The organism is Streptococcus mitis (assembly GCF_002096845.1).
GTDB classification, from domain to species: domain Bacteria; phylum Bacillota; class Bacilli; order Lactobacillales; family Streptococcaceae; genus Streptococcus; species Streptococcus mitis_A.
Genome location: NZ_NCVK01000058.1, coordinates 1 through 22,427, shown reverse-complemented (window position 1 = coordinate 22,427; position 22,427 = coordinate 1). Strand labels below are relative to the sequence as shown.

General features: G+C 39.4%; 20 protein-coding genes and 2 pseudogenes. 3 read left to right on the top strand and 19 right to left on the bottom strand.

The features are described 5' to 3' along the window. Positions 1-187: 187 nt before the first annotated feature. The 7 genes from bglA to ruvB all read right to left on the bottom strand — a co-directional run bounded on the left by bglA (position 188) and on the right by ruvB (position 8,175). Complete coding sequence (bglA, locus tag B7695_RS07905; protein ID WP_084890920.1) at positions 188-1,576, bottom strand: 6-phospho-beta-glucosidase; 1,389 nt, start codon at positions 1,574-1,576, stop codon at positions 188-190. Between the two features lie 98 nt (positions 1,577-1,674). After that, on the bottom strand, positions 1,675-3,528 hold the full coding sequence (locus B7695_RS07900) for a proline--tRNA ligase (protein ID WP_084890918.1): 1,854 nt from the start codon (positions 3,526-3,528) through the stop codon (positions 1,675-1,677). Between the two features lie 12 nt (positions 3,529-3,540). Then, positions 3,541-4,800: an RIP metalloprotease RseP gene (rseP, locus tag B7695_RS07895; RefSeq protein WP_084890916.1), complete on the bottom strand. Its 1,260-nt coding sequence runs from the start codon at positions 4,798-4,800 to the stop codon at positions 3,541-3,543. A gap of 21 nt (positions 4,801-4,821) precedes the next feature. After that, complete coding sequence (locus B7695_RS07890) at positions 4,822-5,625, bottom strand: phosphatidate cytidylyltransferase (protein ID WP_084890915.1); 804 nt, start codon at positions 5,623-5,625, stop codon at positions 4,822-4,824. Positions 5,626-5,633: 8 nt separating this feature from the next. Continuing rightward, entirely contained in the window at positions 5,634-6,392 is a 759-nt protein-coding gene (locus B7695_RS07885; protein WP_061754228.1) for an isoprenyl transferase, read from the bottom strand. A 231-nt stretch (positions 6,393-6,623) separates the two neighbouring features. Continuing rightward, the gene (locus B7695_RS07880) at positions 6,624-7,196 is read right to left on the bottom strand and encodes a nucleotidyltransferase family protein (RefSeq protein WP_061754227.1); all 573 of its coding nucleotides are present in this window, start codon (positions 7,194-7,196) and stop codon (positions 6,624-6,626) included. Next, positions 7,177-8,175: a Holliday junction branch migration DNA helicase RuvB gene (gene ruvB, locus B7695_RS07875; RefSeq protein ID WP_004242086.1), complete on the bottom strand. Its 999-nt coding sequence runs from the start codon at positions 8,173-8,175 to the stop codon at positions 7,177-7,179. Before ruvB ends, B7695_RS07880 begins: the two co-directional genes overlap by 20 nt. Positions 8,176-8,312: 137 nt before the next feature. Between ruvB and B7695_RS07870 the strand changes: the two genes are divergently transcribed. Beyond that, a complete protein-coding gene (locus B7695_RS07870; RefSeq protein ID WP_000970379.1) occupies positions 8,313-8,405 on the top strand; it encodes a type I toxin-antitoxin system Fst family toxin in 93 nt (30 codons plus the stop codon). An 827-nt stretch (positions 8,406-9,232) separates the two neighbouring features. On the opposite strand, the gene B7695_RS07865 is transcribed toward B7695_RS07870, so the two are convergent. The 12 genes and pseudogenes from B7695_RS07865 to B7695_RS07805 all read right to left on the bottom strand — a co-directional run. Then, a complete protein-coding gene (locus B7695_RS07865; RefSeq protein WP_084890913.1) occupies positions 9,233-9,649 on the bottom strand; it encodes a GNAT family N-acetyltransferase in 417 nt (138 codons plus the stop codon). Positions 9,650-9,660: 11 nt separating this feature from the next. Then, complete coding sequence (locus B7695_RS07860; protein ID WP_084890911.1) at positions 9,661-10,356, bottom strand: GNAT family N-acetyltransferase; 696 nt, start codon at positions 10,354-10,356, stop codon at positions 9,661-9,663. Positions 10,357-10,450: 94 nt separating this feature from the next. Beyond that, positions 10,451-10,870 carry a DUF3021 domain-containing protein gene (locus tag B7695_RS07855; RefSeq protein WP_084890910.1) on the bottom strand — a complete coding sequence of 140 codons (420 nt, stop codon included), beginning with the start codon at positions 10,868-10,870 and terminating at the stop codon, positions 10,451-10,453. A gap of 9 nt (positions 10,871-10,879) precedes the next feature. Next, entirely contained in the window at positions 10,880-11,335 is a 456-nt protein-coding gene (locus tag B7695_RS07850; RefSeq protein ID WP_042901705.1) for a LytTR family DNA-binding domain-containing protein, read from the bottom strand. 18 nt (positions 11,336-11,353) lie between these two features. Next, the gene (locus tag B7695_RS07845) at positions 11,354-12,196 is read right to left on the bottom strand and encodes an ABC transporter permease (protein ID WP_084890908.1); all 843 of its coding nucleotides are present in this window, start codon (positions 12,194-12,196) and stop codon (positions 11,354-11,356) included. Then, positions 12,196-13,062 (bottom strand): ABC transporter ATP-binding protein, encoded by an 867-nt coding sequence (locus B7695_RS07840; RefSeq protein ID WP_084890906.1) that lies wholly within the window; start codon positions 13,060-13,062, stop codon positions 12,196-12,198. Before B7695_RS07840 ends, B7695_RS07845 begins: the two co-directional genes overlap by 1 nt. A 670-nt stretch (positions 13,063-13,732) precedes the next feature. Beyond that, entirely contained in the window at positions 13,733-14,965 is a 1,233-nt protein-coding gene (locus B7695_RS07830; protein ID WP_084890904.1) for an acyl-CoA thioesterase/BAAT N-terminal domain-containing protein, read from the bottom strand. A gap of 56 nt (positions 14,966-15,021) precedes the next feature. Continuing rightward, positions 15,022-15,477 (bottom strand): MarR family winged helix-turn-helix transcriptional regulator, encoded by a 456-nt coding sequence (locus tag B7695_RS07825; protein ID WP_084890902.1) that lies wholly within the window; start codon positions 15,475-15,477, stop codon positions 15,022-15,024. 175 nt (positions 15,478-15,652) lie between these two features. Further along, a complete protein-coding gene (leuS, locus tag B7695_RS07820; protein ID WP_084890900.1) occupies positions 15,653-18,154 on the bottom strand; it encodes a leucine--tRNA ligase in 2,502 nt (833 codons plus the stop codon). A gap of 350 nt (positions 18,155-18,504) precedes the next feature. Further along, positions 18,505-19,593 (bottom strand): glycerol dehydrogenase, encoded by a 1,089-nt coding sequence (locus tag B7695_RS07815; RefSeq protein WP_084890898.1) that lies wholly within the window; start codon positions 19,591-19,593, stop codon positions 18,505-18,507. A 17-nt stretch (positions 19,594-19,610) separates the two neighbouring features. Next, entirely contained in the window at positions 19,611-20,279 is a 669-nt protein-coding gene (locus B7695_RS07810) for a fructose-6-phosphate aldolase (RefSeq protein WP_084890896.1), read from the bottom strand. Between the two features lie 18 nt (positions 20,280-20,297). After that, positions 20,298-21,641, bottom strand: a pseudogene (locus B7695_RS07805) (pyruvate formate lyase family protein); the annotation flags it as partial. 90 nt (positions 21,642-21,731) lie between these two features. Here B7695_RS07805 and B7695_RS07800 point away from each other — a divergent pair. Continuing rightward, on the top strand, positions 21,732-22,277 hold the full coding sequence (locus tag B7695_RS07800; RefSeq protein ID WP_084890894.1) for a hypothetical protein: 546 nt from the start codon (positions 21,732-21,734) through the stop codon (positions 22,275-22,277). Beyond that, positions 22,270-22,427 (top strand): annotated as a pseudogene (locus B7695_RS11820) (IS4 family transposase); the annotation flags it as partial. The gene B7695_RS07800 and the pseudogene B7695_RS11820, both read left to right, overlap by 8 nt.

Sequence of the window (22,427 nt, the reverse complement as noted above, 5' to 3'; positions counted from 1 at the left end):
TATACGACACAGACCAGCTGTGCTTTCTCCTTAAAATTGGTATAGTCTGATTTCTCTTTTATAGAACCAGCAAAAACAGTATATACTTGTTTCTTTCACTTGTCAAGAGTAAAAATTGGTATAGTTCATATCAACTTCTTATAAATAAAAAACTCTGACCAATTAGGACAATCAGTCAGAGTCTTTTTTAAAATCCATTATTATCGCTTAGCTCCTTGAACCAGTGCCCTGATTTCTTCAGACGACGTTCTTGCGTTTTCAAGTCTAATTCAACCAAACCATAGCGATTTTTATAACTATTGAGCCATGACCAGCAATCGATAAAGGTCCAAATTAAGTAGCCCTTACAATTGGCTCCATCTTCAATAGCACGGTAAAGTTCACGAAGATGACCTTTTACAAAGTCAATACGGTAATCATCTTGAATCATTCCATTCTCACGGAATTTTTCTTCCCCTTCAACACCCATACCATTCTCAGTCAACATCCACTCGATATTGCCATAATTTTCCTTGATATTTTGGGCAATATCATAAATCCCTTGCTCATAAATCTCCCAGCCACGATGAGGATTGATTTTACGTCCAGGCATCACATAAGGCTCATAAAAATGTTCTGGTAAGAGTGGACTCTCTGGATGCTTAGCAAATCGAGGAGCCATAACACGCAAAGGTTGATAGTAGTTGACACCAAGGAAGTCCACTATATTGTCACGAATGAGCTCCAACTCCTCCTCCGTAGTATCAGGTAAGAGCCCATGTTCATGCAAGATTTCTACCAACTCCTGTGGATAAGTTCCCAAAACAGACGGATCTAAGAAAGATTGGGCCTGAAAAAGGTCCGCAATCCTAGCTGCCTTGACATCAGCAGGATGCTGGCTACGTGGATAAGCCGGTGTCAAGTTGAGAACAATCCCAATCTTGGAACCAGGCAAGAGTTCATGACAGGCCTTGACCGCTCGACTGCTAGCTAATTGTGTGTGATAAGCTACTTTAACTGCCGCTTCTGCATCCACCTTATGTGGATAATGGGCGTCGTAAAAATAGCCAAATTCTACTGGAACGATGGGCTCGTTGAAGGTAATCCATTGATCCACTAAATCCCCATAAGTCTCAAAACAAAAACGAGCATAGTCTTCATAGGCTGAGACTGTCGCCTTATTTTCCCAACCGTCCCCATCTTCTTGAAGGGCAAAAGGCAGATCAAAATGATAAAGATTGACTAAAAGACGAATTCCTTTAGCCTTAATAGCCTTAATAGCCTCAAAAACCTTACGATAGAAATCCACACCTTGAGCATTGACTTCCCCACGCCCTTGTGGAAAAATCCGTGACCATTGAATAGAAGTCCGAAAGGCTGTGTGACCAGTTTCTACCAGTAGCTCAATATCCTGTTCCCAATTTTCATAAAAGGTTGATGTTTTATCTGGACCAATCCCATTATAGTAACGATTTGGCTCCACTTGGTACCAATAATCCCAGAGATTATCTCCCTTACCGTCACCAGCTATACGTCCTTCTGTCTGTGGCCCAGAAGTAGAGGATCCCCAGACAAAATCCTTTGGAAATCTTAGCATACATTTACCTCTTTGTCTACTCATTTTTCCCATTATACAGAAAAAACAAGGTAAAAACTAGTTACATTTTTTCCTTGTTTTTCTTCTGATTATAGTTTTTATTTCTTGCTGAGAATTTCAAGCGTTTCGAGCAAGTTATCTGCATGAACTTCGATGGTATCACCAGTCGCTTTAATCTTCACTTCTACGATGCCATCAGCCGCTTTCTTCCCAACAGTGATACGAATCGGCAATCCAATCAAGTCGCTATCACTGAATTTGACTCCGACACGTTCATTACGGTCATCTGTCAAGACTTCGTAACCAGCTCCCATCAAGCTTGCTTCAAGCTTTTCTGTCAAGGCTTGCGCTTCTTCATCTTTGACATTGACAGTAATCAAGTGAACATCAAATGGCGCCAATTCTTTAGGGAAGTTGATTCCCCAAGCGTAACGGTATTCACCTTTTGGAGTTTTATTAACAAAGAGGCGAGCGTGTTGCTCCATCACTGCTGAAAGGAGACGGCTGACACCGATACCGTAACATCCCATGATGATTGGCACAGCACGGCCATTTTCATCCAAAACATCTGCTCCCATGCTTGCTGAATAGCGAGTGCCGAGTTTGAAGATGTGACCAATTTCGATACCACGCGCAAAGTTAAGGACACCTTGTCCGTCTGGAGAAATTTCACCCTCACGAACTTCACGGATATCCACATATTCTGCAGTAAAATCACGACCTGGATTCACACCAGTCAAGTGGTAGCCATCTTCGTTAGCACCGACAACTGCATTGCGAACATCTTGCACCTTACGATCTGCAATAATTTTAACATTCTCTGGCAAACCAACTGGCCCAAGTGAGCCAAAACCTGCTTGAACAAGATTCGCCACTTCTTCTTCGCTAGCAACGTCAAAGAAATCTGCTCCCAAGTGGTTTTTCAACTTGACTTCGTTGAGTTGGTCATTTCCAACTAGAAGGGCTGCCACAAGCTCACCATCTGCCATGTAGAAGAGAGTTTTAATCGTTTGTTCTTCTGGGACATTGAGGAAGGCTGCAACCTCATCAATTGATTTAACATCTGGAGTTGCAACACGAGTCACTTCTTCTTCAGCGACAACACGGTTGCTTGGTTTGTACTCGTTTGTTGCCATTTCCAAGTTAGCCGCATAGCTAGATTCACTTGAGTAAGCAATGGTATCTTCACCAGAGACCATCCATTTGAGCAATTCTGCCTTGATTTCTTCTTGCACTTCTGCAGGAATTTCGTCAAATGAGGCAACTGACTTGTCCAAGACAACCCAGCGATCAAGGTCTGTACGAGCTGGTGTAATGGCCATAAATTCTTGGCTGTCCTTACCACCCATGGCTCCACCGTCACCTATGATAGCCTTGAAATCTAAGCCACTACGAGTGAAAATTCGCTCATAAGCAGCCTTGTACTCATCATAAACACTGTCCAAGCTATCATAGTTAGCGTGGAAACTGTAAGCATCCTTCATGATGAACTCACGTGTACGGAGAAGTCCATTACGTGGGCGTTTTTCATCACGATACTTAGGCTGGATTTGGTAAAGGTTAAGTGGCAATTGCTTGTAAGACTTAACAGAATCACGGACAATAGCTGTAAAGGTTTCTTCGTGAGTTGGACCTAGGATAAAGTCTGATTTTTCACGGTTTTTTAGTTTGTAAAGGTCTTCACCATAAGTTTCGTAACGACCTGATTCGCGCCACAATTCTGCACTGAGAAGGGCAGGAGCCAACATCTCAACGGCACCAATCTTGTCGAATTCTTGGCGCATGATATTTTTAGCTTTTTCAATCACACGGTTGGCAAGCGGCAGGTAAGAATAAACACCTGCTGAAACTTGACGAACATAACCAGCTCGCAACATAAGAGCATGGCTGATAACTTGAGCATCGCTTGGCATTTCGCGAAGCGTTGGGATAGGCATTTTACTTTGTTTCATAATATTCCTCGATTATCTAAAAAAGAGTCGCATAATGTCATTCCAGGTCACAGCAATCATCAAGACAACCATGATGACCACTCCGGCCAAGGTGACATAGGTTTCAATTTCTTGTTTTAATGGTTTGCGGCGGATAGCTTCTAGGATATTGAGCACAATCTTACCACCATCTAAGGCTGGAATCGGAATAAGATTAAAAATTCCGATATTGATGGAAATCACTGCCAAGAAGTACAAGACATTCTCAATTCCATTTTTAGCGGCATCACTACTTGCCTTAAAGATGGCAACAGGTCCACCCAGCTTGTTCAAATCCGGTTGGAAAATCAGATTTTTCAGAGCTGAGAGAATTCGGAGGGCCGAGTCAGCAGCAGTTGTAAAACCACCTACAAACATGGATAGAAAATCTGACTTAATCCCCGGTTGAACACCTAGAAGGTAAAGGCCTTGACTTTCTTCGGGTGTAACCGTAACTTGTTTGTCACTACCCTTTTCAGAAATAGTCACATCCAAGGTCGGGGCTGTCTTATCTTTGGTTTCTGATTCCACAGCTTGAATCAAACTTTCCCAGTTGCTAATCTCATGTGAGCCAATCTTGGTAATTTGTGCCGTTTCTGGTACTCCCACTTTAGCCAAGGCCCCTTGAGGCATGACATGGAACTGATTGGTATCAACATCTCTGACACCACCCTGCATGAAGATTAAAATCCAAAAAACAACGACACCTAAGATAAAGTTGTTCATAGGACCCGCAAAGTTAGTAATCAGTTTCCCCCAGATAGTCGCATTTTGATATTGAACATCTAAAGGTGCAATCCGAACCTCAGTTCCATCTGCTTCCACAACCGTTGCATCGTGATCTACTGCAAATGTTTTTTCTTCTTCCAGAACCAATCCCTTGATGAAAAGCTTGTCTTCAAAATCAAACTGGGTCACCTGCATAGGGAGGGCTGTTTGATCTAATTTTTTACCTGAAAGATTGATGCGTTTAACCTTACCATCATCAGTAAGCGTCAAACTAACAGGAGTTCCTGTCTTGATTTCAGTTGTATCATCACCCCAACCAGCCATGCGAACATAGCCACCCAGAGGCAAGATTCGGATGGTATAGGCCGTTCCATCCCTGCCAATGTGAGCAAAGATTTTGGGTCCCATACCAATGGCAAATTCACGCACTAGAATCCCTGATTTCTTGGCAAAGTAGAAGTGCCCAAACTCGTGCACTACCACAATAATTCCGAAAACCAGAATAAAGGTTAAAATTCCGAGCATAGTATTTCCTCCGTCTTTTGATTAAAAGAGTCCAAATAAGTGCATGATTGGAAATACAAGCAACATACTATCGAAACGATCCAAAACACCACCATGTCCAGGGATAAATTTCCCAGAATCCTTGACACCAAAGTGACGCTTGATCGAACTTTCTAGTAAATCACCAAATTGTCCAGCTATGCTAAAGAAAATAGCAAAGACTGACATCTTGTAAATTCCATATGGAAGAGCAACTGTATTGTCAAACATCATAAAGATGATGGTTACTAAAATAGCACCTAAAATACCACCCAAGGCACCCTCAAAGGTTTTATTTGGAGAAACTGTCGGAGCTAATTTTCGTTTACCATAGTTCATCCCAACAAGATAGGCACCACTGTCGGTCGCCCAGACGATACACAAGGCCAAGAGCGCCTTATCTAAACCTGCAACACGAGCGTCTAGCAAAGCATTAAATCCAAAGCCAACATAGAAACTCATAGCAAGAGGGAAAACAGCGTCCTCAATCGTATACGACTTGCTAAACACAGTCGTTCCTAACATGATTGAAATCAAAACACTATAAGCAACTACATTCCCATCAACTGGCAAAAAAGTCAGGTAATTCTCCAAGGGAATGGTCAAGGCAAAGGTTGCAAAGAGGGTTAAGAGGCCCTCCATGGTCATGGTCTCTAGACCTCTCATCTTCAAAAGTTCATGCATGGCTAGCATGGCTATGATTCCAATTGCTATCTGAAGCAAGAGTCCCCCAATCATTAAAACTGGTAGGAAAATAGCCAGAGCAATCCCTGCAAACAAGGTTCTTTTCTGTAAATCCTGTGTCATATTTCCTCCTAAACTCCTCCAAATCGGCGATGACGACGATTGTAGGCAAGAATAGCTTCCTGCAAGGCCGCCTCGTCAAAATCAGGCCACAAGGTATCCGTAAAATAGAGCTCACTATAGGCTCCCTGCCATGGAAGGAAATTGCTCAAACGCAATTCTCCACTAGTACGGATAATCAAGTCTGGGTCTCGTAACTCCTTAGGCAAATGCTGGGTGAAGAGATAGTTGCCAATCAATTCCTCTGTGATGTCACCTGGGTTGATTTTGGCATCTAACACATCCTGAGAAATCAACTTAAGAGCCTGTGTAATCTCAGCACGTCCACCATAGTTGAGGGCAAAATTAAGAATCAAACCTGTGTTGTTCTTAGTCAATTCCTCAGCTTCAGTCAGAGCTTCAAAGGTTTGCTTAGGCAGGCGATCCGTTTCTCCAATCATTTGAATCTTAACATTATTCGCATGCAATTCCGGGACATAATTATCATAAAACTCTACTGGCAAGTTCATGATAAATTTGACTTCCTGATCTGGACGGGTCCAGTTTTCTGTAGAAAAAGCATAAACCGTAATCACCTTGACGCCCAGTTTGTTAGCTGCCTTGGTCACAGTTTGCAATGCTTCCATTCCCGCCTTGTGTCCGAAGACTCGCGGTTGCATACGTTTTTTAGCCCAACGGCCATTTCCATCCATGATGATACCGATATGAGCAGGAACCTGTGTCGGAACCTCTACTTCCACAGCCTTATCTTTCTTAAAAAATCCAAACATGATCTTATTCCTATTCAAAAATCTATCGTTTCATTATACCATATTTCCCCATTTTCTTCTATCACTAAGCTATTTATTCTCAGACACCAAGCCCATTTTTCAAAAAAATAAGCCGCCTGATTGGGCGACTCTATTTTTTATAGGGAGATTATTATGAAAAAGTTTTAGGAGTTTAAGTTAAGGTCTTCTTAACTTATGAACTTAGTATACACTTCCTAGCTTAAAGTTTCCTTAAGAAGTTTTAAAAATCAAATTTTTCCATTTTTCCTGCCAATTTTTCTTGGATAATCGTGTTTGATAGAGAGTCATTCGGTCTTCATTCTCTAAAAAATGAGGAGTTGGGCGAACTTGAAAATTCAAAATATCATCGAGACCGTATGGATTAAAGAATTCCAAAGCAGATTCTTCATTCAAGCGCAGTCCAACTGCCGTACACCGTTCTGGATACTTACTCATGGCATCACGGGAACTGGTATAGGGAGCAGTATGAGGGCTGTGCTGGTGCATATAGACTTGATTTTTCAATTCCCACTGGTACTGAGGAAAATCCTCTCGCAGTTTTTTCTCTAGGGACAAGGTTTCCTCATAAGAAATATCTGGATCAAAGAAAATCACATCTACATCTGTTTCATGATCAAAAGGGGATTTGTCTGACAAGAGATTCCAGATAAAATTTCTGACAGAACCTGCTGCCAACCAGGAATCTGTCAACTCCAGGTTTCGAATGATCGTCAGAATAATCATCATATCTAGATTTTTTCTAAAAGCCTCTAGAATTTCTTGCTTATTTTTCATTGTACTCATACCCCAAATGCTCATATGCCTTGGCTGTCGCCACTCGTCCAGAACGTGTTCGCATGATAAAGCCTTTTTGGATTAAGTAAGGTTCATACATGTCCTCCACCGTCTCGCGCTCCTCGGCAATATTAACAGAAAGAGTTCCTAATCCGACAGGGCCACCACCGTACATCTCAATCATGGTGCGAAGGATTTTTTGATCCACATAGTCCAAACCTTCATGGTCAACATCCAGCATGGTCAAAGCCTTATCGGTAATAAGATCATCGATCACCCCATTCCCCATTATCTGGGCAAAATCGCGCACACGCTTGAGGAGACGATTGGCAATACGAGGGGTCCCACGGCTACGTAGGGCTAACTCAGACGCTGCCTCATGAGTGATTTCCATCTCAAAAATATCTGCCGTCCGCTCGACAATTTCTGTCAAGTCAGCATGGGCATAATACTCCATATGACCTGTAATCCCAAAACGTGCCCTTAGCGGATTTGAGAGCATACCAGCCCGAGTCGTCGCACCAATCAAGGTAAAAGGTGGCAACTCCAAATGAACACTGCGACTGCCTTCACCAGCCCCAATCATGATGTCAATGTAGAAGTCTTCCATGGCACTATAAAGCACCTCTTCCACAGACATGGGCAAGCGATGAATCTCATCAATAAAAAGGACATCCCCAGGCTCTAAGTCATTCAAAATCGCTACCAGATCACCAGCCTTTTCAATGACAGGCCCAGACGTCTGCTTGAGATTGACACCTAGTTCATTGGCAATTACAAAAGCCATGGTCGTTTTTCCCAAACCTGGAGGGCCAAATAAGAGCACATGATCCAGCGCTTCATCTCTCATTTTGGCAGCTTCGATAAAGATTTGGAGCTGGTCCTTGACCTTATCCTGTCCAATATATTCACGTAAGTACTGAGGACGGAGCGTGCGTTCTACTAACTCCTCATCCCCCATTATCTCATTATCTAAAATTCTACTCATGGCTCTATTATATCAAAAAACCAAGCCACAAACAAAAAAGCCACCCGATTGGGTGACTCCTGAGTTTAGCACTTATGTTGGTTGTATAATATTATACGGCACTTCTACACCGCCTACGAAAGGAGGTAAGATAGCCCATGATGGAATTAGTACTCAAAACTATCATCGGACCAATTGTGATCGGTGTCGTTCTTCGATTAGTCGATAAATGGCTAAACAAGGACAAATAGTGTCAAAAAAGACCCTAAGCTTAATGTGGAAGTTAGCTTGGGGTCTTTTCTAGCCTATGATATAGACCTAATCCTTAATTCCTCTCCATTATCCCACAGTTCACAAAATTTGTCAAAACTTTACATCCTCAGCTTCTCAAGCTTTAACCGCTTTACAACAAGACTTTCAAGTTTAAGAGAAAATTAGGGATTCTATCAATTTCATAGAAATTTTGATTTAGTAAACGAAGAGACAATCTTATATGTCACTTCTCATTTAATACGCCACTACTAGACAAGCAAAATCATTATTACAGTAGTTCCAGTCCTTCAATTAACAGTCACTTACATTCAAAGCGAGGTTGAAGTAGCTGAAGTAACAGCAAACCTATTTCTTAGTCATATTCGCTAAAAAGGTCCCCGCCAATTCCCCAACCAAAATCCGAAAATACCGAAAATTATCGGAAAATGATTTTTAGAATAGTCCCCAAAAGCCTGAAATAGAGCCAAAAAACTCCACCTGATTGGGTGGAGTTAAGGGAGATTATTATGAAAAAGAAAAGTTTAGGATTTTATTAAATAAAGTTAGGAGGTCTTTATTTAATAACTATATGATACATGACGAAGCTTAAAACTAGCTTAACTTTTCTCAAATTCTAGCATTTTTTAAAAATTTCTATCAGCATCACCTCACCCCACAAAAAAGTCACCTGATTAGGTAACTTCATTAGGAGATTATGATGAAAAAAAGTTTTAGGATTTCATTAAATAAAGTTAGGAGGTCTTTATTTAATGACTATATAATACTAGACCATCCTTAAACTTTGCTTAAGAAAAAACAAGTTTTGTTATTTTTCTCGATTCACCCAAGTCATCCCTATACAATTATAGGTGGATAAGATTTCAAAGCCCATAGAACGATAGAATCCCAAGGTTCTTTCTGTCTCTTCTGTCACCAGCTGGACTTGATAGGCATCTTTGTAATCTTTTAAAGCCTCTTTCATCAAGAGACTACCAATCCCTTGGCGCTGATAGCTAGGCAAAACAATCAAATCCTGTACAAAAACTGATGAAAAACCATCTCCAACCAAACGAATCAAGCCCACTACAGCATCACCATCAAGTGCCAGATAAATTACTAATGAATGAGATAAGGCCTGCTCCAGCATCTCTGGTTGATGGGTATAATTTGTCCAACCGACAGCCTGATAGAGATGCAAAACATCCTCTAGCTTGACAATTTCTTGCTTTCTAATAGTGATCATCTCAACACCTCTTAAAGCTCTCTCAAGCTCTTGTACTGCTGTCCATTTTTATCAAAGTTTTCAGGAGCCAACCACGTTTCCAAACGAGCTTTGACTTTGGGCCAGTCCTTATCAATCATAGATAACCAATCCGTATCCCTCGTCCGTCCCTTATAAACCACTGCCTGACGGAAGGTTCCTTCATAAATAAAGCCCAAACGTTCCGCAGCTCGTCTTGATGGCAGGTTAAAAGCATCGCATTTCCACTCATAGCGACGATAGTTAAGCTCCTCAAAGACATAGCGAGCCAAGAGATACTGAGCTTCTGTCCCTATCCGTGTCCCCTTGAGCTCTGGAGAAAAAGTGACAGCTCCCACTTCTATTACTCGGTTATTCTGGTCAATGCGCATGAGAGAAAAAGTTCCCAAAGCCTTACCAGTTACCTTGTCTATGATTGCATAGTAAAAACGGTCCTTACGAGCCAACATCTGATTTAAGAGGGTAACCAGTTCCTCCATGTCTGCTACTGGTCCCTGAAAGAGGTAGGTCCACATTTCCCGAGGCGTATCAGGGCCATAAACAGCTAATAAATCCTCCGCATGCTTTTCTACCGAGAGAGCCTCTATTCGAGCATAACGCCCTTCTAAGAAATCAATAGAAGGCAGTGCACCGGGTGTATAACCTTCCATTGACTCACCAATCATCTGACCATATTCGTTTACTGGCATTTTTCTTCTCCTTGTTTTACGCTGAAAATACTATATCATAAATTACTCTAAATGGAAACTAGCACTCTCCTCTAACTTCATACTCAACACTACACTATTTATCCTTTTTCTTTCTTTTATCCTCCAAGGCTTGATTAATTTGTTGTGTAAGTTTATGAGTCCGCCAAATTTGATACAGCCATATCAATCCATAAATTAACAAGAAACAGAACCAAAGCAAAGGACTCCACAAGGCTGAACCCCAACCAAAAAATAGAGAGGTCAATACTAAGATAGTAGCTGTCACTAATAAATGAGCTCCTACACGTATACTAAAAACAAGAAACTCTAGCTTTTCAAGTATTAAAGTCAATACCCCCATAATTCCACCCATTAAAAACAGAGCTAGAATATTTTTTGTCATTGGTTCAGGATAGGTAATACCTGGATAAAACTGAGTCAACACCATCATACTCAAATAAAAGAAGGAAGCCGTACGCATTCCCGATACAAAATAATCAATTAATCGTTTCATAATTTTCTCCTATAAACCTAGATAATTCATTAAGGACTTGACGTATTTCCTACTCACACTAGACTTGATACCCCGAGTCATTTTAGCCATCATGTTCCCTGAAAAGCTATCCGATAATGACTCTAAATGGTCAATGTTTATAATTGAATGGCGTGATATCTGTATAAAATTACGTCGGTTAATCCGATTCTGAAAGTTTATCAATGTTTCCTTAGTTTTATAAATCCCATCTACCGTATAAATGGTTAACAAGTTCTTATCGATATCTGCTAGAATAAGATCCTCAATCTTCACCATGACCAGATGATCATCCGTTCGAATAGGAATGACCACCTGATTGGTCTTTGAAAATTGTTCTAAATACTCCATGACTTCCCTTGCTTGGTCGGTTAACTGAGCTGCCTGAATTACAATATGTGGGTCCTTTTCTGAAAACTCTGCCTTCATTTCAAAACGAATCTTCATTTTCTCTCCAGTATACCTTTATTTTCTCCTGCTAAACACTTTAACAAATAAAAGCCAAAGAAGAATAGCGACGAAACTGATAATAACCACTATAAAGTATGTCTCTTCCTTTGTCAATAGTTCTTGCCAGTTGATTTGGATCCCCATTTTTTCTTGAAATTCCTTTAACAAGCTGCTATTTCCTGTAAATGCGGTCTCTAATGGTTCTTTCATTAAAATTTGTCGATAAAGAGAAGCAATATAAGTTGCAGGGGTACACTTCATGATAATCTGTGCAAAATCAGGTAAAACTCCAATAGGGACATAAGTTCCTACTAAAAATCCAGAAGCAGTTCCTACTATAGTTGCCAGTTTGCCAAGGCTATCTACAGATTGAAAACGATAAATCAAGAGAATATTTATCAAACTTGAAAGCAGACTACTTAACAACATAATCAAAGCAATTTCCGGTAAATGACTGATAACTGGACTTTCTTTAAAATAAAGCCCCATAACAGCAAACATAAACACCTGCATGACAAAAGAGATGGCAATACTACTGATTAGATAGGACACCTGTAAACCCCAGCTACCTAAATCTGTCAAGAAGAGATCTTGATCCACTTGATTTTCACGATCCTGTACCATTTGTGTAAGAGCCGTAAAACTGGTTGTAATCCCAGTCACAGCCAAGGTCCCACCCATCAGCCAGTTATTTAAAAGATTCGTATTATCAGGGAGTTGGGACCAAGCATCCGTCAAGTTCTTCTGCAAAAAAATGATATAAAGGAGGAAGGAAATCAATGCCCCCAATAATGAGAAAAATACTCCTGAACGATTACGAAAATATAAGATAAAATTCCGTTTCAATAAAGCTAACATTAGCGAACCTCTCTTCCTGTAAGTGCAATAAAGGCATCATCCATGGTGCCTGGACGAAACTCAAAAGAATCAATTTCTTCTCGTACTTTTGCCAAATATTCAATAGCTTCCAGTGATGTCCTTGGATAAAAAAGATATTCCAGCTCATTTTCTTCCTTTACTATCATTCCAGTCTGTAGCAACTTTTCTAAATCCTTCATTTCTTTAAAACGAATTTTTAGAATATTAGATGCATACTGACTTTTAATAGCCGTCGCAGAACCTTGCGCAATCACTTTCCCATGATCAACGATATAAATCTGATCCGCTTCATCCGCTTCATCCAGATAATGAGTCGTTAATATAATAGTCATCCCTTCATCCTTTTGTAGTCGAGATAGTAAATCCCAAATGGCTTTGCGAGTCTGAATATCTAGACCTGTCGTTGGTTCATCTAAGAAAAGAATATCTGGCTGTGAAAGAAGAGCACGCGCAATATCAACCCTACGTTTTTGCCCACCTGACAAAGTCCCATATAGTTGCTTCTGGAAAGCAGTCAAACCCAGTTGATGAATCAAATCATCCACACGACTTGCTGCAATCTCCTTATACTGTTGAGCACGAATCGTAAGATTTTCCCTAACTGTCAACATCTCATCTAGTACACTAGCTTGAAAAACAACTCCGATTTTCGTATTTGGCGCATATCGAATCTGACCTTTTGTCGGCTTTTTCAAACCGATTAGCATGGAAATGGTGGTTGATTTTCCTGCACCATTGGGACCCAAAATAGCATTAAAACTCCCTTTTTCAAACTCTAACTGAATATCTTCAACAGCCATATGATCGCCGTACCGTTTAGTCAAATGTTTAGCTTGTAAAATCATATTTAGTTCCTCCTCTTTACCTCATCAGTTTAACAAAAAGTATGAAAGAAAAATCGACTTTTGAGATAAGTGGTTAAAATGAGAGGTTAAGTGGTGAGATGATTAGGGTTAAGTTAAAGTAGAGAAGGCTACAGCCATTTTTCTCCTGCCGAATTGCTAAATGAAGCTTAAAAACACTTATAAAAACACATTATATTTTTAAATATGCGCTATAAAAGAGATGTTTTACCGCATCTGGCCGAAAAATTCAAGAATCGGTAGTATTATTCTCGCCAAATCAAGCAATAAAAATTTAACTAGAAATCATGACACACAATCCCTTCTATCAAAATGAAACTGCTGAATATGATATGATTGAATTTGAAGCAAGTAAGTATTGTCCTGAATTTGAAACTTCCATTAGCCAAATTTTTAACGACAAGTAAATCCATTAGGAAATAATATATGAAAAGAATTTTCAATACAAGTAAAAAACAGCTCTTTTTATCCGAGAAGAGCTGTTCTATTTTATGAAAGAGAAAGTCACTAGTAACTCTTGTACTTCTCTCTACGTTTTTACTGTTTGTATTCAAATTTCTCTTGTTTTAGTGTTTGCTTTTGTAGACTGGACTACCAACTAGAGCTGTGTTTTTATCTTAGTTGGGACTATTATAGTACGGTTCAGCACTATCTACAAATTTTTCAGATGTGTATCAAAAAAATTTATCGTAGCAAACCAAGAGTCTACACTTTCTTTCATTAATAAGCGCCAATCTTTTCGATAACGATGATTCGGTTGATAAGCAACCGTCAACATATGTCCTGTTTCGTGGTATTTTTTAAACAAAATGGATTCCCCTTTATAATGTGAAATGATATCATCTATCGCGGATGATGCATTCCATATTTCATCGACATCGCTTCCTAGTAATAATAAAGGAGAGGAAATTTTACTCACATCAATCTGGGCCCTACTATCTTCAGGAATGTGTTTTCCAAAAAACTTGTTTAACAAATAATTTCCTAACTGAAATTTTTGATACGGAAGTTCTTTTTGCAAATATGTCCAAGAAGATGAATGAGAGTTGAGTTTTCCCTTTATTCCCTCAAATATTACATTTGAGGGGGAATTGAGTACCAAACATTGAACATCTTCCAAAATACTTTGTCCAGCCAGAACAAGCTCTGCTCCTTTAGAGCGACCATATATTCCTATTTTTGTATTATCAACTTGAGGATGATGATATAGAAAATCTTTCGCCTCCTCCAGACATTCTATTGGAATTCGTTCTAAATTTTGGGGTAATTCCTCTAAACCAAAATAAGCTATCGCAAGACAAATATAGCCTCTTGAAGATAAAAGTTGGGCAATATTCTGAGCTTTTTCAATTCTTCCCTCACTACCGCTAACAATAATCACGGCTGGCGCCCTTCTTAACTTTTCATCATAAAATAATCGACCTTGAAAATGCTTGTCATAGATATCTTGATATCTTACTCCCAGATTCATATAACGCCTTACGAAACTTTGCTCCGCGATCACATCTTTCCCCATCTTGATTTTAATTTCAACACCAAAACAATCTCGCAATGGAATTCTATCAAGAGAACTCGGTAATCTCCTTTTCCTATTCTTCAACGGTTTCGCATTAAAGAATAATCCCATTTCTGAAACCCCTTTATAAGATCCTGAAATAGATGTTGTCTGAGAGGTATCAATCATACCGTCCTGATCAGATAAAAAAATTGCGGTTGATTTCCATATAACATCATGATCTAAAAGCAAGGGAGCATTTATACAGTAATAATCAGACAGGTACATTTCTACACAATACATTGCCCTTGGTTCTAAACCATTGATAGCAATATAAAAAGATTCATCCGCTAAATCTGTTTGTGAAATCAGTTCTATGTTTACAGTCATATCTTCTCCTTTTTGTTAATCTAATTAACAATTGTATTTAAAATTTACCGCGACTTTTACCACGGTAATTCTCCCCACACCTTTTCAATATCATCCATCAATTTCACAACTGTTTGAAGTTCCCCCTCGCTATAGTTGTTTAAAACTGAAAAGATTGATTTTTCAATATGTGCTTGTTGCTCCTTATGGATTTTAAAAACTTCGATGCCTTTTTCAGATAATCTCAAATATTTATTTTTCCCATTATTCGGATCAAAATCAAAAACAACTAAATTTTTTTGAATCAATCTTCTAACACTTTGAGTTATTGCACTTCTCGAAACTTCTAATAATTCAGATAATTTTACTAGATTTAAGGGCTGATTTTTCCCAATCACAACAATCAAATGTACCTCATTCAACGTAATGGATTTGTCAACACCACTTTTATGCTGATTTTTTTTTAACTGGTCAAACGCTAAAATAAATCTATTGAAACGATTATTAAATGCAATAAATTCTTTTTTATCCATAATCTCTCTTTTCTTTGTTAATTATATTAACAAAATAGAAACTTCCTGTCAAATAAAAATCCTCCAGATTCTACTCTGAAGGATTCCTATCTTATTTCACAACGATATTAACGAGTTTAGTTGGCTCAAACAGTTTGGGAAACTGTTTGAGGTTGGAAATCAGCAAATAAATTGGTTATTTTACAACAATGTTAACCAATTTATTTGGTACACTAATCACTTTCACAATTTCTTTGCCATCAATTTCTGCCTTGACTTTTTCGTCAGCCAGAGCAATTTCTTGTAATTCTTCACGTGATAAGTCTTTAGCGACCATAAGTTTAGCACGGACTTTACCTTTGATTTGGACAACGATTTCGATTTCGTCTTCAACCAATTTGCTTTCGTCCCATGTTGGCCAAGCCACGTAAGAGATTGATTCACCTGTTGCTGCAACAGTTTGCCAGAGTTCTTCTGCCAAGTGAGGTGCAAATGGTGCGATTAATTGGATGAAGCCTTTGGCATAGTCCACATAGAGCTTGTCTTCCTTGTTAGCCGCGTTGACAAAGACCATAAGTTGGGCAATGGCTGTGTTGAATTTCATGGACTCGATTTGCTCTGTGACAGCTTTAACGGTTTCATTGTAAACCTTGTCAAGAGCACCATCGTTTTCCACAACAATTTCCTTACTTGTGATCAAACGGTAAACACGGTCGAGGAACTTACGGCTTCCTTCCAGACCTTCTTCTGACCAAGCGATAGAAGCATCGAGTGGGCCCATGAACATTTCATAGACACGAAGGGTATCGGCACCGTATTGTTCCACTACATCGTCTGGGTTGACAACATTCTTGAGTGATTTAGACATCTTAGCTGGTGCTTGCTCCAACTCTTCCCCTGTTTCCACATGGAAGAAAGAACCGTCACGTTTTTCAACCTTATCAGTTGCCACAAGAGCCCCACGGTGGTCACGGTAGCTAGTTCCCAAAATCATCCCTTGGTTAAAGAGTTTTTGGAATGGTTCCTTAGTTGGAACGACACCGAGATCATAGAGGAATTTGTGCCAGAAGCGAGCGTAAAGCAAGTGAAGTACAGCATGTTCCGCACCACCCACGTAGATATCTACTGGCAACCATTGTTTGAGGAGGTCCTCATCAGCCAATTTCTCAGTATTGTGTGGGTCAATATAGCGGAGGTAGTACCAGCTTGAACCAGCCCACTGTGGCATAGTGTTGGTTTCACGACGACCTTTAACACCATCTTCACGAGTCACTTCAAGCCAGTCTGTCAAGTTAGCTAGTGGACTTTCACCAGTACCTGATGGGCGAATATCCTTAGTTACTGGCAAGACAAGTGGCAATTCACTTTCAGGGACAGCTGTTGAAGTTCCGTCTTCCCAATGAATGATTGGGATTGGCTCACCCCAGTAACGTTGACGGCTAAAGAGCCAGTCGCGGAGGCGGTAGGTAACCTTCTCTTGACCACAACCTTTCTCTTCCAACCAAGCCACAATCTTAGCAATAGCATCTTCTTTATTCAATCCATTTAGGAAGTCTGAATTGACATGAAGTCCATCTTCTGTGTAGGCAGCTTCTGCTACATTTCCACCTTCCAGCACTTCTAAGATTGGAAGGTCAAATTGTTTGGCAAATTCCCAGTCACGTTGGTCATGGGCAGGTACAGCCATTACCGCTCCTGTCCCATAGCTAGCAAGAACATAGTCTGCAATCCAGATTGGAATTTCCTTGCCGTTGACAGGGTTGATGGCATAAGCACCGGTCCAAACTCCTGTTTTTTCCTTGGCAAGGTCTGTACGAGCCAAGTCAGACTTAAGGCTAGCTTGGTGTTTATAGTCTGCTACTGCCTCTGCTTGCTCTGGACTTGTAATAGCGTCAACCAAATCATGTTCAGGAGCCAAAACAGTGAAAGTCGCACCGAAAAGGGTGTCCGGACGAGTGGTAAAGACTGTGAATTCCTTGTCTGTTCCCTTAACTTTAAAAGTTACATTAGCACCAGTTGATTTCCCAATCCAGTTGCGTTGCATATCCTTGATAGACTCTGGCCAATCTAGTTCATCTAAGTCATTGAGCAAGCGCTCTGCGTAGGCCGTGATTTTGAGCATCCATTGGCGCATTGGCTTGCGGACAACTGGATAGCCTCCACGCTCAGAAGTTCCATCAGGAAGAACCTCTTCGTTGGCGATGGCTGTTCCCAATTCCTCAACCCAGTTTACTGGCACTTCCGCTTCATAAGCCAAACCTTTTTCGTAAAGCTTAGTGAAAATCCATTGGGTCCACTTGTAGTAGTTTGGATCTGTTGTATTGACTTCACGATCCCAGTCGTAAGAAAATCCAAGCGCATTGATTTGACGTTTGAAGTTAGCAATGTTCTCAGCTGTAAATTCTGCTGGGTCATTACCAGTATCCATAGCATATTGCTCTGCAGGCAAACCAAAAGCATCCCAACCCATTGGGTGAAGGACATTGTAGCCTTGCGCACGTTTGTAACGGCTGAGAATATCTGTTGCAGTATAGCCTTCTGGGTGTCCTACGTGCAGACCCGCTCCAGACGGATAAGGGAACATGTCAAGCGCATAAAACTTCGGTTTTGATGCATCTGTTCCTGTCTTAAATGTATGATGTTCTGCCCAGTAGCCCTGCCACTTAGGCTCAATTTCTTTATGATTGTAAAAACTCATGGTCTCTCTCCAATTTTGTGATGTTACTATTATACCATTTTTGAGGGAATTTGAAATGTGTTAAAAGAAAAAACTGTATACTGTATTTCATTAATTTTGATGGCTCTGAATTGCTCTATCATCCACTTTTTTATCTTATTGTTATGCGGGAAATCAAAGAGCAAAACAAGAAGCTTATCTCTTATAACACAAAATACTAATTTTAGACCGAAGATACGACTGGAATGCTAATTAATGTATTTATAATAAATAGCTGACAACCTATGTCGCTTTTTGATTTATGAAGAACGTCGGATTCAATACGAGGATCAATAAAAGACTACCATTTGGAAAACAGTAGTCCTTATTGTTTATTTTGAATTTACATAGGCGTCTACAGCGATGATAGCTTGAGCAACATCTGAAGGCGAAATCTTAAACGGCATCTGATGGATTGTCTCACCCTCCATAGTTGCTTGTTTACCAACTTTTATTAAATCATCATATCCAACTTGATCTAAATGCATTTCTTTTAGAGTTGTTGGCATACCAATTTTTTTGTAAAACTCAATATACTTATCAAGTTCTTCTTTAGGTCTATTTTCCAATAATAGTTGTACTAAAGTTCCATAAGCTACTTTTTCACCATGTGTTAAATGATGAATGTCACCTGTCAATGCAGTAAAACCATTATGAATCGCATGCGCTGCAGCTAATCCTCCACTTTCAAAACCTAGGCCACTCAATAAAGTATTAGCTTCAACAATATTTTCTAATGCTGGTGTCACCACTTTAGCTTCACAAGCTGCCATAGCCTGTAAACCATCTGCAAACAGCGTTTCTTCACATTTCTTCGCAATTGCAACTCCAGCCAACGTTTGTTGTTGTCCTAACATAGTTTTTCCATTTGCCTGCATAACCGCACGCGCCTCAACCCAAGTTGCTAAACCATCTGCAATACCAGACGCTAATAAACGCTTAGGGGATTGTGAAATAACTTTTGTATCAACCAAAACTAAATCTGGATTTTTAGAATAAAATAGATAATGGTCAAATGCACCTTCATCTGTATAAATAACAGATAAAGCAGATACAGGTGCGTCGGTCGATGCAATTGTTGGAGCAATAATAACAGGCTTTTCAATCAAATCTGCAATAGCTTTTGCACTATCAATCGTCTTTCCACCACCAAGACCGATAATACTATCACAATTTTCTTTCTCAGCTAAGGCAACAACTCGATTGATTTCATTGTCAGAAGCTTCACCATTAAATAGGGCCAGAACAATATGGAAACCATACCTATGCAAGTAATCTTCAAATCGTTTCCCAACAATATCATAAACCAACTGATCGCATAATAGAATCGGACGATTTCCCAAATCCAATATTGATTTGGCATTTTCGAACAAGGCATTTTCCCCTTGAATATATCTAGAAGGGCTAGCAAAAATTCTCATATGTATTCCCTCTCTATCTAAACGGAACGACTATTTTGAATAACAAACCAATCGTCAGAAAAATCATCAACCGCCTTTTGAATAGATGGCATGGCGAAAGCTGATTCAAAAACATCTGCTCCTGCTGTAACAGCATGCGAACCTGCAGCTAAAGCATTATTTACTTGTGCTACATTTTTAAAGGATGCGGCTAAAATCTTACTAGGAGAGTTCTGTCTGTCAATAGCAAGAGCTAATTGACGAATGACAGAATTTGAATCAATGTTCAGATTTTCCATTCTATTATAATATGGAGCTAGGTAATCCGCTCCTGCTTCGATAGCTAATAATCCCTGAATAACTGTATAAATAGCTGTTGCAGTGATATGGTAGCCCTCTTTTTTTAGCACCTTTATTGCACATAATCCAGCTGGAGTAACAGGTACTTTGATAAATATATCATCTCCTGCTTGTCTCCGAATTTCATGAGCATCCTTTAAGATGCCTTCAAAATCTTGAGAAATAACCTGAACATGAATAGAGGGTGCAGAGCCAATCAATTCTCTTACATCTTTGATTCGTTCAAAAAAATTAATCGAACCCTCTCTTTTGGCAATAGTGGGATTTGAAGTTATCCCAGCTAGCGGTAAAATTTCAGACCATTTTTTAATCTCATCTAAATTTAATGTGTCAAGCATAAATTCCATAAAAAGAACCTCTTTATTTTACAATGTATGCTCAGTACGTCCTATAATATCATCTTGGGTTGCCTTAGAAAGAACATTGAAGAATGCAGAGTATCCTGCAACACGAACAATTAAATCTCTGTGTTTTTCAGGATGTTTCTGAGCGTCAATCAACGTCTCTCTGGAAACAACATTGTATTGAATATGGTACCCATGTAAACGATTAAAGAATGTTCGTAACAAAGCAATTAGTTTTAATTTATCTTCTTCTTTGGCTAACGTTTGAGGATTTACTTTCTGATTTAAGAGAACCCCACCTACGATTTCATCTGTTGGTAATTTTGAAACAGATTTTAAAACAGATGTAGGGCCGTGTTGATCCATATTATGTGATGGTGAACAACCCTCTGCTAACGGTGTACCCGCGTTGCGTCCATCTGGCGTTGCTAATGTTCCACGTCCCTGCCCTACGTTGGCTGAGATAGAAGATGTTCCTGAATAACGAATTCCTCCAATAGGACCTCTTCCATAACGTGTATTAGGATATTTAGCAATTTCATCAACATAAATGTCATAAGCAGCAGTAACCAATTTGTCAGCATAATCATCATCATTACCGTACTTAGGTGCATCATGAATCAACATTTCTTGAATGACCTTACCTTCTTCCCCGGCATAATCTGTTTCCAGTGCATGCCAAAGCTGACTTGGGCTTATACGTTCTTCCTCAAATACCAATTTTTTAATTGCAGCTAATGAATCCGACAGATTTGCAATTCCAACTTGCAAACCTGATATATAATCATATACTGCTCCACCTTCTTTAAGGTGTTTTCCACGACCAATACAATCATCAGTCAATGCTGAACATAGAATATCAGGAACTTCTCGTTCCAATGATAAATCAATAGAATTTTCAACAATAACACTCATTCGTGTCAAATATCTTAGTGTTTTATCCCAAGCATTTTCTAATTCAGAAAAGTTCTTCATATCCTTAAAATGACCAAAGCTTGGTGCAAACCGTTTACCCGAAGCCGGATCAATTCCATCATTCATCGTGATAAGTAGAACCTTAGGGAAGTTCATATAACTCATACCTGTGCAACGATAGCCCCATTTCCCTGGAACTGCCGTTTCAACACATCCAATGGCACTGTAATCATATGCATCATCTTCCAATACTCCTTTTGCAATAAAAGAAGGAATAATAATCTCATCATTATTAAATGCAGGCATACCAAAACCAAGTTTCATTACTTCAATACACTCATTCATGAAACGAGCATCTAAACCTGCATGGTAACGTACAGTTAGATTAGGTTGCGGTAGATGGGTTTGTGCAACTGATTTTAATACCAAATAAGATAATGGGTTAACAGCACAATGTCATTAAGTTAAGAAATTCAAATACAATTCTGTATTTGGGTTTCTTTTTTATGTGATAAACTTATAGTTAAGGAGGGATTTTCCATGATAAAACAAATAAAAGCCCACTTAAATAATAGTATTCAGAGTATCATTAGTCAAAAAGTTGAGTTCGTCAAACAAGATGAACAGGCCTTTACTCGTAAAAGAAGTTTATCACTAGAAACTATGATTCGTACCATTCTGGGAATGGGAGGGAAATCACTGTCAAAAGAATTACTAGATGCCAAACTGACAGTTTCAAATTCAGCCTTTGTTCAAAGACGCTATCAGATAAAACCTGAAGCGTTCTATGCCCTATTTAAAGAATTTACAGCACCTATTCCACTTAATACTGATTTTCCAATATTCGCTGCAGATGGGAGTGATATCTGTATTCCTCGAAATCCCTTGGATACAGAAACCTTTATCCAAACCAAAAAGGATGTTAAATCCTATAATCTCATGCACATAAATGCTCTATACGACTTGACGACTGGAGTGTATCGAGATGTTTCTATTCAAGACAAACATGCACAACATGAGCGCTTAGCTCTGATTCAGATGATGGAGGCTTCTCCCTTTCGAGAAAGCTCTTGTTATTATGGATAGAGGCTATGAAAGTTACAATCTTATGGCTCATTTTCAAGAAAAAGGTTGGCTTTATATCATCCGTATTCGAGATGGAAAACAATCCATGCGTTCCTCCTTCAACTTGCCAAATACAGAGTGTTTTGATCAAACATTTTCTCTAACATTATC